The organism is Nonomuraea sp. NPDC049152 (assembly GCF_040648355.1).
Taxonomy (GTDB): domain Bacteria; phylum Actinomycetota; class Actinomycetes; order Streptosporangiales; family Streptosporangiaceae; genus Nonomuraea.
In genome coordinates, this window is sequence record NZ_JBEZDO010000027.1 from 20,938 (window position 1) to 36,839 (window position 15,902).

Below are 15,902 nucleotides of genomic sequence, written 5' to 3' on the forward strand. Positions count from 1 at the left end.
GGAAGGTGGGACGCCACGCTAGCCGACGAGCGGCGCCTCGGACTCGAGCATCCCGCCATCGGCGGAGACGATCGGCGGGACGGGCGTGTCCGCCGAGCCGACCAGGCGCGGGCCCGCCGGGCCGTACACCTCGCGCGGCTCGGGGAAGGTGAACAGCAGCGCGAGGTAGAGCACGGCCGCGACTCCGAGCGGCAGCGAGACGTCCACGCCGCCGGCCAGGTCGCCGAGCGGGCCGACGAACTGGCCCGGCAGGTTGACGAACAGGATGGCCAGCGCCGCGGAGGCCAGCCACGCGGCCATGCCGCGCCAGTTCCAGCCGTGGGTGAACCAGTAACGGCCGCCGCGCTGGCGGCGGTTGAAGACCTGCAGCGCCTCGGCGTCGTACCAGCCGCGGCGGGTGACGTAGCCCAGCATCATGATGACCATCCACGGAGCCGTGCAGGTGATGATGAGCGTGGCGAAGGTCGAGATGCTCTGGGTGAGGTTCGCGGCGAAGCGGCCGGCGAAGATGAAGGCGATCGACAGCACGCCGATGAACACCGTGGCCTGGACGCGGGAGAAGCGCGGGAAGACGCTGGAGAAGTCTAGGCCGGTGCCGTACAGGGCGGTGGTGCCCGTGGACATGCCGCCGACCAGCGCGATGAGGCAGACCGGCACGAAGTACCAGGCGGGCGAGATGGCCAGCAGGCCGCCGACGTAGTTGGGCGCGGCCGGGTCGACGTACTCCTGCGCCTTGACGGCGATGACCGAGGCGGTGGCCAGGCCGAAGAAGAACGGCAGGATGGTGGCGATCTGCGAGAGGAAGGCGGCCGCCATCACCCGCGAGCGCGGCGTCTGGGCGGGGATGTAGCGCGACCAGTCGCCGAGGAAGGCGCCGAACGAGACGGGGTTGGACAGCACGATCAGCGCCGCGCCGATGAACGAGGGCCAGAACAACGGGTCGCCGGGGGCGATCGTGCCCGCGTAGGAGGGGTCGAAGTCGCCGGCGAAGGCGAAGGCGCCCAGCACGAACAGCAGCGACGCCGCCACGACGGCGATCTTGTTCACGAACAGCATGAAGCGGAAGCCGTACACGCAGACGATCAGCACCAGGCTCGCGAACAGCGCGTAGGCCACGCCGTAGGCCGGCGCGCTCTCCGGCAGGCCCACCAGGCGGTGTGCGCCGCCGACCAGCGCGTCGCCCGAGGACCACACGGAGATGGAGAAGAACGCGATCGCGGTCAGCAGCGACAGGAACGAGCCGACGACCCTGCCGTGGACGCCCAGGTGCGCCGAGGAGGAGACCGCGTTGTTGGTGCCGTTGAGCGGGCCGAACAGCGACAGCGGGGCCAGGATCAGCGCGCCCACCACCAGACCGAGCACGGTGGCGGTCAGGCCCTGCCAGAACGACAGTCCGAACAGGATGGGAAAGGCGCCGAGCACGCAGGTGGCGAAGGTGTTGGCGCCGCCGAAGGCGAGCCTGAACAGGTCGATGGGGCGGGCGGTGCGGTCGGCGTCGGGGATGCGGTCGACGCCGTAGGTCTCGATCTCGGTCAGGCTTTCCCTGCTGCTCACGGCTTCTCCTTCAGCGCCAGGAGGCTGATCAGGTCGTAGGCGACGTGGGAGGCGGCGACGGAGGTGATCTCGGCGTGGTCGTAGGCGGGGGCGACCTCGACCACGTCGGCGCCGACGAGGTTCGCGCCCGCCAGGCCCCTGAGGATCTCCAGCAGCTCGCGGCTGGTCAGGCCGCCCGCCTCCGGGGTGCCGGTGCCGGGCGCGTGAGCGGGGTCGAGCACGTCGATGTCGACCGAGACGTAGAGCGGACGGTCGCCGATGCGCTGGCGCAGGGCGTCGATGACCTCGTCGAGGCCGCGGCGCAGCACGTCGGCGGCGGTGACGATGCCGAAGCCGAGCCTGCGGTCCTCGTCCAGGTCACGCTTGCCGTACAGGGGGCCGCGGATGCCGACGTGGCTGAGCGCCTCGGTGTCGAGCAGGCCCTCCTCGACCGCCCTGCGGAACGGCGTGCCGTGGGTGTACTCCGCCCCGAAGTAGGTGTCCCAGGTGTCCAGGTGCGCGTCGAAGTGCAGCAGCGCCACCGGGCCGTGCTTCTCGGCCGCGGCGCGCAGCAGCGGCAGCGCGATCGTGTGGTCGCCGCCGATCGTGACCAGCCTGCTGTCGAGGGAGGCGGCGGCGTGCTGGATGGTCTCGACCGCCTCGCCGATGTTGAAGGGGTTGCAGGCGATGTCGCCCGCGTCGGCGACCTGCAGCCGCTCGAAGGGCGAGACGTCCAACCCCGGGTGGTACGGCCGCAGCAGCCGCGAGGCCTCCCTGACGGCGGCGGGGCCGAAGCGGGCGCCGGGCCGGTAGGAGACGCCGCTGTCGAACGGCACGCCCACGACCGCGACGTCCGCGTGCTCGACCTCGTCGAGGCGGGGCAGGCGGGCGAAGGTGGCGAACCCGGCGAAGCGCGGGGTCTCGGAGGAGTCGACGGGCCCCCTGGGCATATCCTGTCTCCCTTTCTCGTGGCTGCTGTTTGCACGAGTGTGCGGGGCCCCGCCCGAAGGAACAATTGTGCAGGTCACGAACTTACGCATACGCTTTGTGGGTGACCACGAAGGTCTCCGTCGAGGATCTTCTCCGCTCCCCCGCCCTGCAACTGCGCCTGCTTGCCGGTGGGGCTGGTCTGACGCGGTCGGTGTCGTGGGCGCACGTCAGCGAGCTCGACGATCCGACGCCGTGGCTGCTCGGGGCCGAGGTGATCATGACGACGGGCCTGGGCGTGCCGCGCTCCGCCGCGAAGCAGCGGGCCTACCTCGAACGGCTCGACGATGCGGGAGTGTCCGCGCTGGCGCTGTCGGCGCAGCTTCACATGCCGCCGCTGCACGGCGCGTTCTTCGAGGCCGCGGAGGAACGCGGCATGCCGGTGCTGGAGGTGCCGCTCGCGGTGCCGTTCATCGCCATCGCGCAGGAGGTGGCGGCGGCCGTCCAGGAGGACGCCAGGCAGCGGCTCGGCGCGCAGCTGCAGGTGTTCGGCGCGCTGCGCTGGCTGGCCGCCGAGGACCTCGACCACGCCACGCTCTTCAGGCGGCTCGAACGGCTGAGCGGCTACGAGGTCTTCCTCTGCACGCCGCAGGGCCGGCCGCTGCTGCCAGGCGTGCCCGTGCCCTCGCTCGACGTGCTGCCCTCGGCGCCCGACGCGCCGCCGACCATCCCCGGCGGATTCGTGCTGCCGGTGCCCTCGCCGGGCGGGCCCGCGGGATTCCTGGTCGCCTTCGAGCGTGAGGGCGCCAGGCCCGCGGGCCTGGCCGTCGTCCAGCACATCGCCACCGTCGCCGCCCTACAGGTGGCCATGGTCAGGCACGAGAGGGAGACGCTGCGCAGGGAAGGCGCGGAGACGCTGTCGGAGCTGCTGCAGGACGTGCTCGACCCGGCCACGGCGCGGCGGCGGCTGGCCAGGATGGGACTCGAGGCGCCCATCGCCCTGCTCGCGGTCCGCCAGGTGACCGACGAGGCGCTGCGTCGCGCCCTCGACGACGCGCCGCACCTGATGCTGCGCCGCGGCGACGACCGCTACGTGCTCGGCTCCCCCGCCCTCGGCCCGGCCGTCGCCGAGATCCCGGGGGTGGCGGCGGGCGTGTCCAGGCCCTTCACCCCTGGCGAGCCGATGCGGGTGGCGCAGCGGGAGGCCGTGTGGGCGGCGTCCAGGGCCGCCGAGTCGGGCAGGGCGCTGGTCCACTACGGCGACGACACGACCGGCAGGTGGCTGCAGGACGACCCGTGGGTGCTGACCGCGCTGGTGGAGCATGTCCTGGGGCAGGTGATCGCCTACGACTCCGCGCACGGCTCGCGGCTGCTGACCTCCGCGCGCACGTGGATGGAGCGCGACCGGCGCACCGAGGACGCGGCGGCGGCGCTCCACATCCACCCGAACACGCTCGCCTACCGGCTGCGCCGGTTCGCCGAGCTGACCGGGCGCGACCTGTCGTCCAGCGCGGCCTTCGCCGAGGTGTGGCTGGCCATCCGCGCCGCCAGGCAGCTCGGCCTGGAGGACTGACCCCACCGACCGGCACCCCGTGGCGGATCCCCGTTGCCAGGCCTTCGAGACCCGGGCCCCGCGCCTTGAGGGTCTTCGGAGCCCAGGGTTCTGCGGTCCTGGGGTCCGGGTCTCCGAGCCTCGGCGTTCGGGAGGGCTCCGGGTGCCGGAGTCCGGGGATCTGCGGTGCCGGGTTCTCGGGTCTCGGGGCTCAGAGAGCGACGTAGCGGCGGCACGCCGAAGTCGCGCTGGAGGAGCGTGAGGGACGGACGGTCAGCGGTGACCGCGGTGGCCTCGACCCGGCGTGCCGTACGGGATGATCACTCGGCGGCGGCGAGCTGACCGCAGGCGCCGTCGATCTCGCGCCCACGGGTGTCGCGGACGGTCACCGGCACGCCGTGGAACTCCAGCCGGCGCACGAACGCGCGCTCGTCCTCGGGACGCGAGGCCGTCCACTTCGATCCCGGAGTCGGGTTGAGCGGGATCAGGTTGACGTGCACCAGCTTGTTCTTCACCAGCTTGCCGAGCAGGTCCGCCCGCCACTCCTGGTCGTTGATGTCCTTGATCAGCGCGTACTCGATCGACACCCGCCGCTTGGTCTTGGCCGCGTAGGCCCACGCGGCGTCGAGCACCTCGTGCACCTTCCACCTGGTGTTGATCGGCACCAGGCTGTCGCGCAGCTTGTCGTCGGGCGCGTGCAGCGACAGCGCGAGCGTGACGGGCAGTCCCTCGTCGGCGAGCTTGTTGATCGCGGGCACGAGGCCGACCGTGGAGACGGTGATGCCGCGCGCGGAGATGCCGAGCCCGTCAGGCGCTGGGTCGACCAGGCGGCGGACCGCGCCGATCACGGCCTTGTAGTTGGCCAGCGGCTCGCCCATGCCCATGAAGACCACGTTGTTGACCCGGCCTGGACCGCCGGGAACCTCGTTCGCGGCCAGCGCCCGCGCCCCCGAGACCACCTGTTCGACGATCTCGGCCGTGGACATGTTGCGGGTCAGGCCCGCCTGCCCCGTGGCGCAGAACGGGCAGTTCATGCCGCAGCCCGCCTGCGAGGACACGCACATCGTGACCCTGTCCGGGTAGCGCATCAGCACCGACTCGACCAGAGCGCCGTCGAACAGCCGCCACAGCGTCTTGCGGGTGGTGCCCGCGTCGGTGGTCATCTCGCGCACGGAGGTCAGCAGCGCAGGCAGCAGCACCGACAGCTTCTCGCGGGCGGCGGCAGGCAGGTCGGTCATCGCCGCGACGTCGGTGGCGAGGTGCGAGAAGTAGTGGCGCGAGAGCTGGTCGGCGCGGAAGGGCTTCTCGCCGAGCTCGGCGACGGCCGCGCGACGCTCGGGCATCGTCAGGTCCGCCAGATGTCTCGCGGGCTTGGCCCGGCGCGGCGCCGCGAACTGCAGCAACGGGCGCTCGGTCTTCTCGGCGGTCATGAGCCCTCTCTTTGATCTAAAGTCCAGATGTGGCGATATACCGATCGTCTGGCGAGGGGCAAACCGAGGTCGTCCTCACCGATGGGAACCCTTACGGGAGCCGCACTCTGGTGGTCGAACGCGACGAAGCCGCGTCGGTAGCTTACCTGTGCTCTCCTGGCGGCGAGGTGCACGGAGCCGTCTGGCTGGCCAACCACGCACCCGCCCCCGAGGTCGTCGATCTGGCCAGGCTGAACGCGGGCGCGCCGCCTCTCATGCCACGGCCGAACACCCGCCATCCCAAGGGACGGCACGCGCTCGGCCAGCTGACCACGTTATGGTTCGAGGAGGGCGACGGGGTCGCCCTGTATGAGAACGACGAGCTCCTCGCGGTCATTCCTGGCTGGGCGGACATGAGCAGGGGCATGCCGGGCTACGCGCGCGAGGCCGTAGGCGAGACGCCGTTCGCCTGGGCGCTGTCCGAGGCGCTCGAAGGCTTGCAGCCGCGACTCACCCACGCTCGGGCCTACTGGCAGTGGCGCCACAGCGAGGGCTCATGGGCCTCCTTCCAGCAGTTCGTCATGGGCCACCTCGATCGGACCGTCGGCCCTTCGGGGCGTTACTGGGACGCCAGCGGCGAACGTCTTCCGACGGTCGGGATCACCGAGCGCCCGCCGTACGCGGGCAGGGACTTCACCGTGCTGTCGACGGTCGGCATGAGCTGCCAGCGCATGCCCACGGTCGAGCAGTGGATCGACAGGCCCCGCGCTTACGCCAGGATCGAACTGGCGGTCGCCACGCACGGCGATCCGCGTGAGGCGGCGCTGCTGCTGGTGTGGCTGGCGCAGTACCCGTGGCACTCGGTGACGTGGCTGGGCCACGGGCATACCGCCAAGTGGTACCACGAGCCGTCGACGTTCCCGCTCGGTGCCCAGTACGACGGGGTCATCATGCTCGCCGAAGCCCCCAACATGCCTGACATATCGGGATTCGGGTTCGGCGGCGAGGCCGTCCGCTGGCTCTGGCTGGAGGCGTGGAACGGAGAAGCCTGAACCCAGGGCTCGCCTAGAAGAACAGCGACAGCAGCAGCCACACCGGGATCAGCGTCGCCACCAGCGAGTCGAGCCGGTCCATCAGCCCGCCGTGCCCCGGCAGCACCGATCCCATGTCCTTGATACCGAGGTCCCGCTTGATCATCGACTCGACCAGGTCGCCCAGCGTCGCCATGATGGCCCCCAGCACGCCGATCAGCGCGCCCTGCCACAGCTGGCCGCCCATCAGCCAGGCCACCAGCCAGGCGCCCACCGCGGTGCAGGCGATCACCGATCCGGCGAAACCCTCCCAGGTCTTCTTCGGGCTGATGATCGACATCTTGTGCCTGCCGAACAGCACGCCGGCGAAGTAGCCGCCGATGTCGCTGCTCACCGTGACCGCGATGAAGATCAGTACCCGGTAGTGGCCGTCGCGGGGCTCGGCGAGCAGCAGCGCCACGAACCCGGCCAGCAGCGGCGGATAGGCAAGCGCGAACACCGACGCCGTGGCGTCGCGGACGTAGCCTTCCTGCGGGCCGTCGAACATGCGCCAGAGCAGCAGCGCGAACAACGCCACGACATAGGTGCCGAGCAGCCACGAGGCTCCGCCCCAGTACGCGCCCGCCTGCATCGCGGCCGTCGCCACGAGCACGGGGACCAGCGGCACCCTGATGTCGCGGGTGCCCAGCGCATGGACGACCTCCGCCACCCCCACCCCCACGGCCGCAACGACCACCAGGAGGAAGATCTCCTTGATCGTCAGCAGCGAGATGAGGACCAGGGCGCCCAGACCGGCGCCGACCGCGATCGCGGCCGGCAGGTTCCTGCCGGCACGGCTGCCCGGCGTGAGTTCTTCCACAGACTCTCCAACTCGGCGGTCAGACCGCGCCGAGCCGTCTGATGCGCACGCTTCGCTTGATACAGCCACGGCCCCCGCGTCACGCGAGGGCCGTGCGGATGCGACCACTCAGACCTCGAGCAGCTCCGCTTCCTTCTGCTTGAGCAGCTCGTCGATCTTGGCGACGTGCTTCTGGGTCAGGTCGTCGAGCTCCTTCTCGGCGCGGCGGACCTCGTCCTCGCCGGCGTCGCCGTCCTTGATCATCTTGTCAAGGGTCTCCTTGGCGGAGCGGCGGATGTTGCGGATGGAGACCTTGGCGTGCTCGCCCTTGTTGCGCGCGACCTTGACGTACTCCTTGCGGCGCTCCTCCGACAGCTCGGGGAAGGCCACCCTGATCACCTGGCCGTCGTTGCCGGGGTTGACACCGAGGTCGGAGTCGCGGATCGCCTTCTCGATCGCGCCCATCGAGCCCTTGTCGTAGGGCTGGATGATGATCATGCGGGCCTCGGGGACGTGGAACGAGGCCAACTGCTGGATCGGGGTCGGCGAACCGTAGTACTCGGCGTTGATCTTGTTGAACATCGACGGGGTGACGCGGCCGGTCCTGATGCCCGCGAAGTCCTCCTTCGCGACCGAAACGGCCTTGTCCATCTTTTCCTCGGCTTCGAGGAGGGTTTCGTCGATCACAGCGGCTCCCTGTCTATTGGTCGCTCACCTTCCTGGCTCGCTCCGCGGTCCCACATCTGTCTGCGCCAGGAACCGCTTCGCGCGCTTCGTCAGGTTCGCTCCCTATTTCCCTGCCGGACTCACCAGCGTGCCGATCTTCTCACCGCGCACCGCGCGCAGGATGTTGCCCTCGCCCATCAGGTCGAAGACCACGATAGGCAGGTCGTTCTCCTTGCACAGGCTGATCGCGGTCTGGTCCATGACGGCGAGGTCGCGTACGAGAACCTCCGCGTAGTCGAGGTGGTCGAAACGGACCGCGTCGGGGTTCTTGCGCGGATCGGAGTCGTAGACCCCGTCCACCTGAGTGCCCTTGAGCAGCGCCTCCGCGCCGACCTCCAGCGCGCGCTGGGCGGCGCAGGTGTCGGTGGAGAAGTAGGGGATGCCGAGCCCGGCGCCGAAGATGACCACGCGCCCCTTCTCCAGGTGCCTGATGGCACGGCGGGGCAGGAACGGCTCGGCCACCTGCTGCATGGTGATGGCGGTCTGGACGCGGGTCTCGATGCCGCGCTTCTCAAGGAAGTCCTGGAGCGCCAGGCAGTTGATGACCGTGCCCAGCATGCCCATGTAGTCGCCTCTGCCGCGGTCGAGGCCGCCGGCGGACAGGGCGGCACCGCGGAACATGTTGCCGCCGCCGACCACGACCGCCACCTGCACGCCCTCACGGACGGCCTCGGCGATCGAGTCGGCCACGTGACCGACCACCTCTGGATCGATGCCCATCGGCTCACCGCCGGCGAAAGCCTCGCCGGACAGCTTCAACATGACTCTTTTGTACGACGAAGCCGCCGGCGTGACGGGCTCCTGGTTCTCCTGCACGGCGGCGGCCTCCTCGGGTGGTGGTTCTAGTAAAGCTGTCGTCGAGGTGGGAGACGAGGACGCCTCCCACCTCGAGACTAAGCCTGGCCGACCTTGTAACGGACGAAGGCGAGGACCTCGACACCGTTCTCGTCGGCGTACTTGGCGATCGACTTCTTGTTGTCCTTGACGAAGGCCTGCTGGAGCAGGGTGAAGTCCTTGTACCAGCCGTTGACGCGACCGTCGACGATCTTGGCGATCGCGGCCTCGGGCTTGCCCTCGTCGCGGGTCATCTCCTCGAAGAGCGCGCGCTCCTTCTCGATGACGTCGGCGGGAACGGCCTCGGCGTTGAGGTACTTCGGCGCCATGGCGGCGGCGTGCTGCGCGATGTCCTTGGCGACCTCGGCGTTGGGCTTGTCGAGCTGCACGAGCACACCGACGGCCGGCGGGAGCTGCGGGTCGGTCTTGTGCATGTAGGCGCCGATGTAGCCGCCCTCGAGCACGGCGAAGCGACGGATCTCGATCTTCTCGCCCAGCGCGGCGTTGGCCTCGTCGAGGTGCTCCTTGACGGACTTGCCGTCGAAGGCGGAGGCGAGCAGGCTGTCGACGTCACCAGGCTTGGTGGCCAGGATGTGCTCGACGACCTGACCGGCCAGCTCCTGGAAGCGCTCGCCCTTGGCGACGAAGTCGGTCTCGCAGTTGAGCTCGAGCAGCGCGGCGGCGGAGTCGCCGTCCTGCTTGAGCGCCACCAGGCCGTTGGAGGCGGTGCGCGCCTCACGCTTGCCGACGTCCTTGGCGCCCTTGAGGCGCAGGATCTCGACGGCCCGGTCGAAGTCGCCCTCGGACTCCTCCAGAGCCTTCTTGCAGTCCATCATGCCGGCCGCGGTCAGCTCGCGAAGCCGCTTGACGTCGGCCATGTTCACGGAAGCCATGTGCTTTTCCTCGTGGGATGTCGTCGTGGAACGGGTGTGGACCCGAAAGCCTCAGTGCCGGTGCGACCACCGGCGTGAGGTACGGCTCGCGCGCGTGGCGCGAGCCGTACCGGAGCAAGCCCTTTAGGCCTGCTCGGTCTCGCCCTCGGCACCGGCCTGGACCTCGGCGGGAGCGGCCTCAGCCTCAGCCGGAGCGGCCTCAGCCTCAGCGGGAGCGGCCTCGGCCTCGGCGGCGACCTCGGCGTCCTCGACCTTCTGCTCGCCTGCGCCCTGCTCGATGAGCTCGCGCTCCCACTCGGCCAGCGGCTCGGCGGCGGCGGGCTTCTCGTCGCCGCGGGCGGCGCCGGAGCGGGCCATGAGACCGGCGGCGACACCGTCGGCGACGACCCTGGTCAGCAGGCCGACGGCGCGGATGGCGTCGTCGTTGCCGGGGATCGGGTAGTCGACCTCGTCGGGGTCGCAGTTGGTGTCGAGGATCGCGACGACCGGGATGCCGAGCTTCTTGGCCTCGGAGATCGCGATGTGCTCCTTCTTGGTGTCGACGATCCACACCGCGCTGGGCACGCGGCCCATGTCACGGATGCCGCCGAGCGTGCGCTCGAGCTTCTCCTTCTCGCGGCGGCGCATGAGGAGCTCCTTCTTGGTGAGCCCCGAGGCGGCCACGTTGTCGAAGTCGAGCTCCTCGAGCTCCTTCAGACGCTGGAGCCTCTTGTGCACGGTGGAGAAGTTGGTGAGCATGCCACCCAGCCAGCGCTGGTTGACGTACGGCATGCCTACGCGGCCGGCCTGCTCGGCGATGGCCTCCTGAGCCTGCTTCTTCGTGCCGATGAACAGGATCGTGCCGCCGTGGGCGACCGTCTCCTTGACGAAGTCATAGGCGCGGTCGATGAACGACAGCGACTTCTGCAGGTCGATGATGTAGATGCCGTTGCGCTCGGTGAAGATGAAGCGCTTCATCTTCGGGTTCCACCTGCGGGTCTGGTGGCCGAAGTGAACGCCGCTCTCGAGGAGCTGTCGCATGGTGACGACGGGGGCCATGTGCTGGTCCTCCAGTTTCTCGGTTGTGCGCGGCAGCCGTACGGCCTGCCGCCCTGATGCCCCGCAAACCCGCTCCTGCCGGACTCTCGCCCGGACCGAATGGAACGGTTCGCGACGGGGCATGCGAAGTCGGCCTGTCGCTGACAGGCCACCGAAAAGCATACCTTGCAGGGAGGCCCGACCTGACCGCGTCGGCCGCGGCGCACGTCAGCCCGCGTCGTGATCCTCGGTCGGCAGGCCCGGTACGGACCGGACTGCTCGAGGGAAGAGCGACAGGTGCATCTCCGCGAACCGGGCCTCCTCCGGCGCGTCGGACCTGCTGGAGGTGGAGTAGGGGCGCACGAGCTCGTCGATCCGCTCGCGCAGCTCCTTCATCTCGGCGGCGGTGATCAGCATGTGCGTGCGGCCGAAGGACGTCGCGTCGCGCCACTCCTCCGGCTCGGTGGGCACCGCTTCCAGTGCCAGCCTGGCCTCGTTGTCCTTGTCGGCCCAGATCGAGTCGACGAGCAGCCGCTTGGCCTCGCGCATGCCGTGCTCGTCGGCGTTCTCAGTGGCGAGGCTGATGCCGCCCGGCACGACGGCCCACATCCGCTCCCTGCCGTCGCCGCTGGCGGGAGCGTCCTGCACGAAGCCGTACTTCTCCAGCATGCGCAGGTGGTAGCTCGCCGCGCTCGGTGAGACGCCGACGACCTCGGCGAGCGTGGTCGCGGTCGCCACCCTTCGCATGATCAGCTCGTTGAGCATCGACAGGCGGGCCGGATGCGCGAGCGCGCGCATCGCCTTGGGATCGCTCAGCGGCGGGCGCGGTTCCTCCTCCATCACGTGACGAACATACCTGAAGGGTTGCCTTCACAAATCTGAAGGATTAATTTCATAGTTGTGAAGCAAACCCTTCAGGATTTCCCTCCGCTCCGTGGACAGCGCGACTACCGCCTGCTCTGGACCGCCAGGACGATCTCCATCACCGGCTCGGAGGTCTCCAGGCTGGCCGTCCCGCTGACCGCGGTCACCCTCCTCGCCGCCTCACCGGCGCAGATGGGTGTCCTGACCGCGATGGCCTCCGTGCCGGTGCTGCTGTTCGGCCTGCACGCCGGAGCCCTCGCCGACCGGCTCAGGCGGCATCGCCCGCTGATGATCGCCTGCGAGCTGGTCGCGGCATGCGCGGCGTTCACGGTGCCCCTCGCCTGGTTCACCGGCGCGCTGACCATCCCGCTGCTGATCGCCGTCGCCCTCGTCATCGGTACGGCGGGCGTCGTGTTCAAGGCGGCGAACTTCCCCCACCTGGCCGTGGTCGTCCCCGCCGAGCAGCGGACCGAGGCCATGGCGGGCTTCCACGCCTCCTACTCGGCCGCGTCCATCGCGGGCCCCGGCCTCGCGGGTCTGCTCGTCCAGGCGCTCACCGCGCCGCTGGCCGTACTGGTGGAAGGGATGTCCTTCCTGGCCTCCGCGCTGATGCTGCGTTCCATCCGCACCCCCGAGCACCACGAGCCGAGCGCGTCACGCGGCATGTGGCGCGACGTCGTCGAGGGCCTGCGCGTCAGCGTCACCAATCCCGTGCTGCGCGCCATCCTGGGCACGGGCGTCACGCTGAACTTCTTCGCCATGGCCTACATCGCCATCGCCATCCTCTACATGCTTCACGTCCTGCGGATTCCCCAGGGCATGATCGGCGTGCTCACCGCGATCTCCGGCGTCGGCGGGCTGATCGGCGCGTGGGCGGTCACCAGGCTCGCCAGGCGCTTCGGCGAGGACAAGCTGATCGCCTACACGATCCTGTTCTTCCCCGTCGACATGCTGGCGGTCGGCCTGGTCGGCGGCCCGCTCTGGGTCAAGATCCCCATCATGGCCGCGTCGGGGCTGCTCATCGGGGGCCTCGTCACGTCCTTCGGCACCTGCATGAACGTCGTCTGCATGCGCGAGGCGCCCGCCGAGATGACGGGACGCGTCAATGCGACCATGACCTTCGCCATCCAGGGCGTGCTCGCTCTCGGGGGCCTCGCGGGCGGTCTGCTCGCTGAGGTGGCCGGCCTGCGGGCGGTCATCCTGATCTGCGCCTGCGGGAGCGCCCTCGCGGGGCTCTGGATCTGGAGCTCCCCACTCCGCCCGCGCCGCCCCCGTCCGGTGCTCGACCCCGACCCCGTGCTGAGCGCGGCGATGAGGGAGCTCTTGCACACCAAGATCAGGACGGGCGGGTGATCCACTCGGGGAGGTGCTCTCCTTGGCGCGGCGGCGGCGACCCCCACCTCGGCCGCCGCCCTCCGATCCGCCCGGGCGGCAACACGTACCCGAGCCTGCCGAAGGCACTGTCCATCTCCCCCATGAGGTCTGAGACCTCCAGCCCTTTCGCGGCCTCCTCCCTCCTGCCGACGCTCGCCCCCGCGCCGCTCCGTCCCGAATCCTCCAGCGGTCGCACCTCCCCTGCCAGGCCCAACCCAACCCCGGATCCCGCCGTCCCGGCCCCGCTCGGCTCCCCCAGCCGCGGCTGCCCCGCCTGCCCCCGCTCAGCGCCGGATCGCACCGTCCCGGCCGCGCCCAGTTCCGCCAGCCACTGGGCGGTCCTGGCCAGGCTCAGCTCCACCCGCCACGAGCCGCCCTCCTCCCGCCTCCGCAGCAGCGCCGCCATCGCCCCGAACGCGGCCAGGTACCCGGTCGCGTGGTCGAGCGCCTGCGCGGGCAGCGGCCGCGGCGGATCGCCCCACGCGAGCCCCGTGGCCATCTGGACCAGACTGTCGAACCCCCGCCCGCCGGCAGCCCCATACGCGGTGATGTCCACGATGATCAGGCCCCGAGTCCGCCGCGCCAGCTCATCGACGACACCGAGCGCCCCGGGCCTGACCGCCCTCACCACCACATCGGCCTCCTCCACCAGCCGCGCGAACGCCTCGCCGCCCGGATCGAGATGGCACGAACGCTTGCCGAACGCCGTACTGATCACCAGACCATCGACCTCGGGCAGCCCCGGCATGCCCACCTTGAGCACGTCCGCCCCGTAGGCCGCCAACGTCCTGGTCGCCACAGGCCCCGCGATCACCCTCGTGAGATCGAGGACCCTCGGCGCCTCCCCGCTTCGCGCCGGTCCCTCCCCCACCCTGGTCACCTGCACCAGCGGCAACCCCGCCATCGCCCGCGCCAGGGACTCCCGCCGCCACTCCTCCGGCGTCCTCAGCGCCGCCGCACACCCTCCGGCGTCCGTCACAGCCCTTTCGATCTCCATTGAGGTACGGCTCGCGCACGCCTCACTTACCGCCTCCGTACCAAGCGCCTCGAACACGGCGTCGCGATGGTGATCGAAGTTGCAGTGCAGCCTGACCCAGCCATCGGCGGTGCGGTAGTCACCCGAGAGCGGCGACCACAGCTCCTTCGCTTTTCCATCGATCGTGAAGAGCCGCTCGTCCAGGAACGCGGCAAGCGCCTCCCGCACATCGACCTCGGCCTCGTGTCCACGCATGCCCGCCGCCGCGGCAGTCGCCGCTCCCACGGACACAGCAGCGGCCACCTCGACCGGGTAGGGAGACGGCAGCCGCGAGCCGTCATCGGTGACCCGTACCCGAGGCAACTCGACACCCGCCTGCTCCCCGAGATCCCGAACCAACCCCTCGGCAATCGCCTCGATCACCAGACCACCTCCTCGCCCAGCCCCCATCACCCCGACCATCACGCCAGCACCCCAACACACCCAACGATCAGGTCAGCTCCTCCTCCGTCCCCACCCGCGCCCATGATCAGGTCAGCTCCTCGGCCAGCAAATCCATCAGATCCTCCCGAGGGGACCGTCGCACGCCCACCCTCCTGAACCCCACCTTCTCGTACGCCCTGATCGCGGCCTCATTATGCGCGGCCGGATCGATCGTCAGCCGGTGATGACCCCGCTCCTCGATCAACCATCTGGCCAGCGTCCGCACCGCCTCACGCCCATAGCCCCGGCCGTGGTGCTCGGGCGCGAGGAAGATGTCGATGCCCGCGTGACGGTACTGCGGGTCCTCTTCCTCGTCGTACTGGATGGCACCGATCACCACCCCGTCGTCCAGGGTGATGGCAAGCATGCCTTCGAAGTCGTCGACCTCTCCCCACCATCTGGAGACTTCGGGGCTGGCGAGAATCCCACGCAGTCTCGGCTCGTCGGCGTGGACGACCTCGCTCAACGTGAGCCGTGGGCCATCGAGCTTCATCTAGCATTCCCGTCATCCGCGTTCCCTGTCATCCCGGTCAACCGCCAGCATGACACCCGCGCCACCACAGCCCTCAGGCCTCCACCGCCACCACAGCCCTACCCCACAGCTTCCACAGCCCTCCGGCCCCCGGACCTCCACAGCCCTCAGGCCCGCACCGCCTCCACAGCCCTCAGACCCCACCGCCTCCACAGCCCTCAGACCCCACCGCCTCCAGAGCCCTCCGACCCTCCTCCGCCTCCAGGCGCAGCCCCGGTTTCTTCAGCCCGGTTTCCACAACCCACGTCCGATGCCACCCCTTTTCCACAGAACCGCATTCGCCACCGCATGCAGCTCACCCGCCGACGACAGTTACCCGCGTGTTCCGCCATCCGCCGCCCAAGGCCACCCCCGCCACCGCCATACGCCAGCCACCACGGCCCCCATCACGGCACCGCCGCATATTCGTAGCCGCCCTCACCCTCACCGTCCTGCTCTTGCCGCCTGTGCCTGCGGCCACCGCCTTGCTCCCGATCCCCTCCCCCACCACCGCCGTCCTCCTAGTGACACCCCCACCCACAACCCCAGCCCAGCCCCCGACCGGCTCATCCACAACCTCAGCCCAGCCGCTGCCCCCCTCATCCACGACCCCAGCCCATCCCCTGATGCCGTCATCCGTCACCACCCCCGTGCCGGTAACGGACTCACCCACTGCCGTGCCGTTGACGCCCTCAGCCACCATCACCCTGCCGGTGACGCCCTCACCGACCACCACCCTGCCGATGCAGCCCTCATTCACCACCACCCTGCCGTTGAGGCCCTCACAAACCACCACCATGCAGCTCCCGACCCCACCTCCCACAACCAACACCCCACCCCCGACAACCAGCGCCTCACCCACGACGCTCTCACCCACAACCGCCGCCCGGCCCTCGATACGGCCGCCCCTGACGGTCGTTCCGCTCGTGACGCC

Annotated in this window: 15 protein-coding genes; 3 read left to right on the top strand and 12 right to left on the bottom strand. The window is 70.0% G+C overall.

Annotated features, from left to right (window positions below; translation table 11 throughout):
* Positions 1 to 18: 18 nt before the first annotated feature.
* Together AB0B45_RS37150 and speB are read right to left on the bottom strand one after the other, a co-directional pair.
* Complete coding sequence (locus tag AB0B45_RS37150; protein WP_358140602.1) at positions 19 to 1,554, bottom strand: cytosine permease; 1,536 nt, start codon at positions 1,552 to 1,554, stop codon at positions 19 to 21.
* On the bottom strand, positions 1,551 to 2,483 hold the full coding sequence (speB, locus tag AB0B45_RS37155) for an agmatinase (protein ID WP_358140605.1): 933 nt from the start codon (positions 2,481 to 2,483) through the stop codon (positions 1,551 to 1,553). Before speB ends, AB0B45_RS37150 begins: the two co-directional genes overlap by 4 nt.
* A 101-nt stretch (positions 2,484 to 2,584) precedes the next feature.
* Between speB and AB0B45_RS37160 the strand changes: the two genes are divergently transcribed.
* A complete protein-coding gene (locus AB0B45_RS37160; protein ID WP_358140608.1) occupies positions 2,585 to 4,033 on the top strand; it encodes a PucR family transcriptional regulator in 1,449 nt (482 codons plus the stop codon).
* Between the two features lie 299 nt (positions 4,034 to 4,332).
* Here AB0B45_RS37160 and rlmN read toward each other — a convergent pair whose 3' ends face one another.
* Entirely contained in the window at positions 4,333 to 5,442 is a 1,110-nt protein-coding gene (rlmN, locus tag AB0B45_RS37165) for a 23S rRNA (adenine(2503)-C(2))-methyltransferase RlmN (RefSeq protein ID WP_358140611.1), read from the bottom strand.
* Between the two features lie 110 nt (positions 5,443 to 5,552).
* Here rlmN and AB0B45_RS37170 point away from each other — a divergent pair, with 110 nt between their 5' ends.
* Positions 5,553 to 6,473 carry a suppressor of fused domain protein gene (locus AB0B45_RS37170; RefSeq protein WP_358140614.1) on the top strand — a complete coding sequence of 307 codons (921 nt, stop codon included), beginning with the start codon at positions 5,553 to 5,555 and terminating at the stop codon, positions 6,471 to 6,473.
* A 13-nt stretch (positions 6,474 to 6,486) separates the two neighbouring features.
* Here the strand turns inward: AB0B45_RS37170 and AB0B45_RS37175 are convergent, their stop codons facing one another.
* The 6 genes from AB0B45_RS37175 to AB0B45_RS37200 all read right to left on the bottom strand — a co-directional run bounded on the left by AB0B45_RS37175 (position 6,487) and on the right by AB0B45_RS37200 (position 11,600).
* On the bottom strand, positions 6,487 to 7,311 hold the full coding sequence (locus AB0B45_RS37175) for a phosphatidate cytidylyltransferase (protein WP_358140617.1): 825 nt from the start codon (positions 7,309 to 7,311) through the stop codon (positions 6,487 to 6,489).
* 108 nt (positions 7,312 to 7,419) lie between these two features.
* Positions 7,420 to 7,977, bottom strand: a complete 558-nt coding sequence (frr, locus tag AB0B45_RS37180) for a ribosome recycling factor (RefSeq protein ID WP_358140620.1) — start codon at positions 7,975 to 7,977, stop codon at positions 7,420 to 7,422.
* Between the two features lie 102 nt (positions 7,978 to 8,079).
* Positions 8,080 to 8,778 carry a UMP kinase gene (gene pyrH, locus AB0B45_RS37185; protein ID WP_358140623.1) on the bottom strand — a complete coding sequence of 233 codons (699 nt, stop codon included), beginning with the start codon at positions 8,776 to 8,778 and terminating at the stop codon, positions 8,080 to 8,082.
* A gap of 131 nt (positions 8,779 to 8,909) precedes the next feature.
* On the bottom strand, positions 8,910 to 9,743 hold the full coding sequence (tsf, locus tag AB0B45_RS37190) for a translation elongation factor Ts (RefSeq protein ID WP_358140626.1): 834 nt from the start codon (positions 9,741 to 9,743) through the stop codon (positions 8,910 to 8,912).
* A 123-nt stretch (positions 9,744 to 9,866) separates the two neighbouring features.
* Positions 9,867 to 10,781, bottom strand: a complete 915-nt coding sequence (rpsB, locus tag AB0B45_RS37195; RefSeq protein ID WP_358140629.1) for a 30S ribosomal protein S2 — start codon at positions 10,779 to 10,781, stop codon at positions 9,867 to 9,869.
* A 207-nt stretch (positions 10,782 to 10,988) separates the two neighbouring features.
* Positions 10,989 to 11,600 carry a helix-turn-helix domain-containing protein gene (locus tag AB0B45_RS37200; protein ID WP_358140919.1) on the bottom strand — a complete coding sequence of 204 codons (612 nt, stop codon included), beginning with the start codon at positions 11,598 to 11,600 and terminating at the stop codon, positions 10,989 to 10,991.
* Between the two features lie 60 nt (positions 11,601 to 11,660).
* Here AB0B45_RS37200 and AB0B45_RS37205 point away from each other — a divergent pair, with 60 nt between their 5' ends.
* On the top strand, positions 11,661 to 12,977 hold the full coding sequence (locus AB0B45_RS37205) for an MFS transporter (protein WP_358140632.1): 1,317 nt from the start codon (positions 11,661 to 11,663) through the stop codon (positions 12,975 to 12,977).
* Here AB0B45_RS37205 and AB0B45_RS37210 read toward each other — a convergent pair.
* The 3 genes from AB0B45_RS37210 to AB0B45_RS37220 form a co-directional block, all read right to left on the bottom strand.
* Entirely contained in the window at positions 12,961 to 14,397 is a 1,437-nt protein-coding gene (locus AB0B45_RS37210; RefSeq protein ID WP_358140634.1) for a CoA transferase, read from the bottom strand. The genes AB0B45_RS37205 and AB0B45_RS37210 overlap by 17 nt on opposite strands.
* Before the next feature lie 106 nt (positions 14,398 to 14,503).
* Positions 14,504 to 14,950, bottom strand: a complete 447-nt coding sequence (locus AB0B45_RS37215; protein WP_358140637.1) for a GNAT family protein — start codon at positions 14,948 to 14,950, stop codon at positions 14,504 to 14,506.
* Between the two features lie 334 nt (positions 14,951 to 15,284).
* Entirely contained in the window at positions 15,285 to 15,830 is a 546-nt protein-coding gene (locus AB0B45_RS37220; RefSeq protein ID WP_358140640.1) for a hypothetical protein, read from the bottom strand.
* Positions 15,831 to 15,902 lie beyond the last annotated feature (72 nt).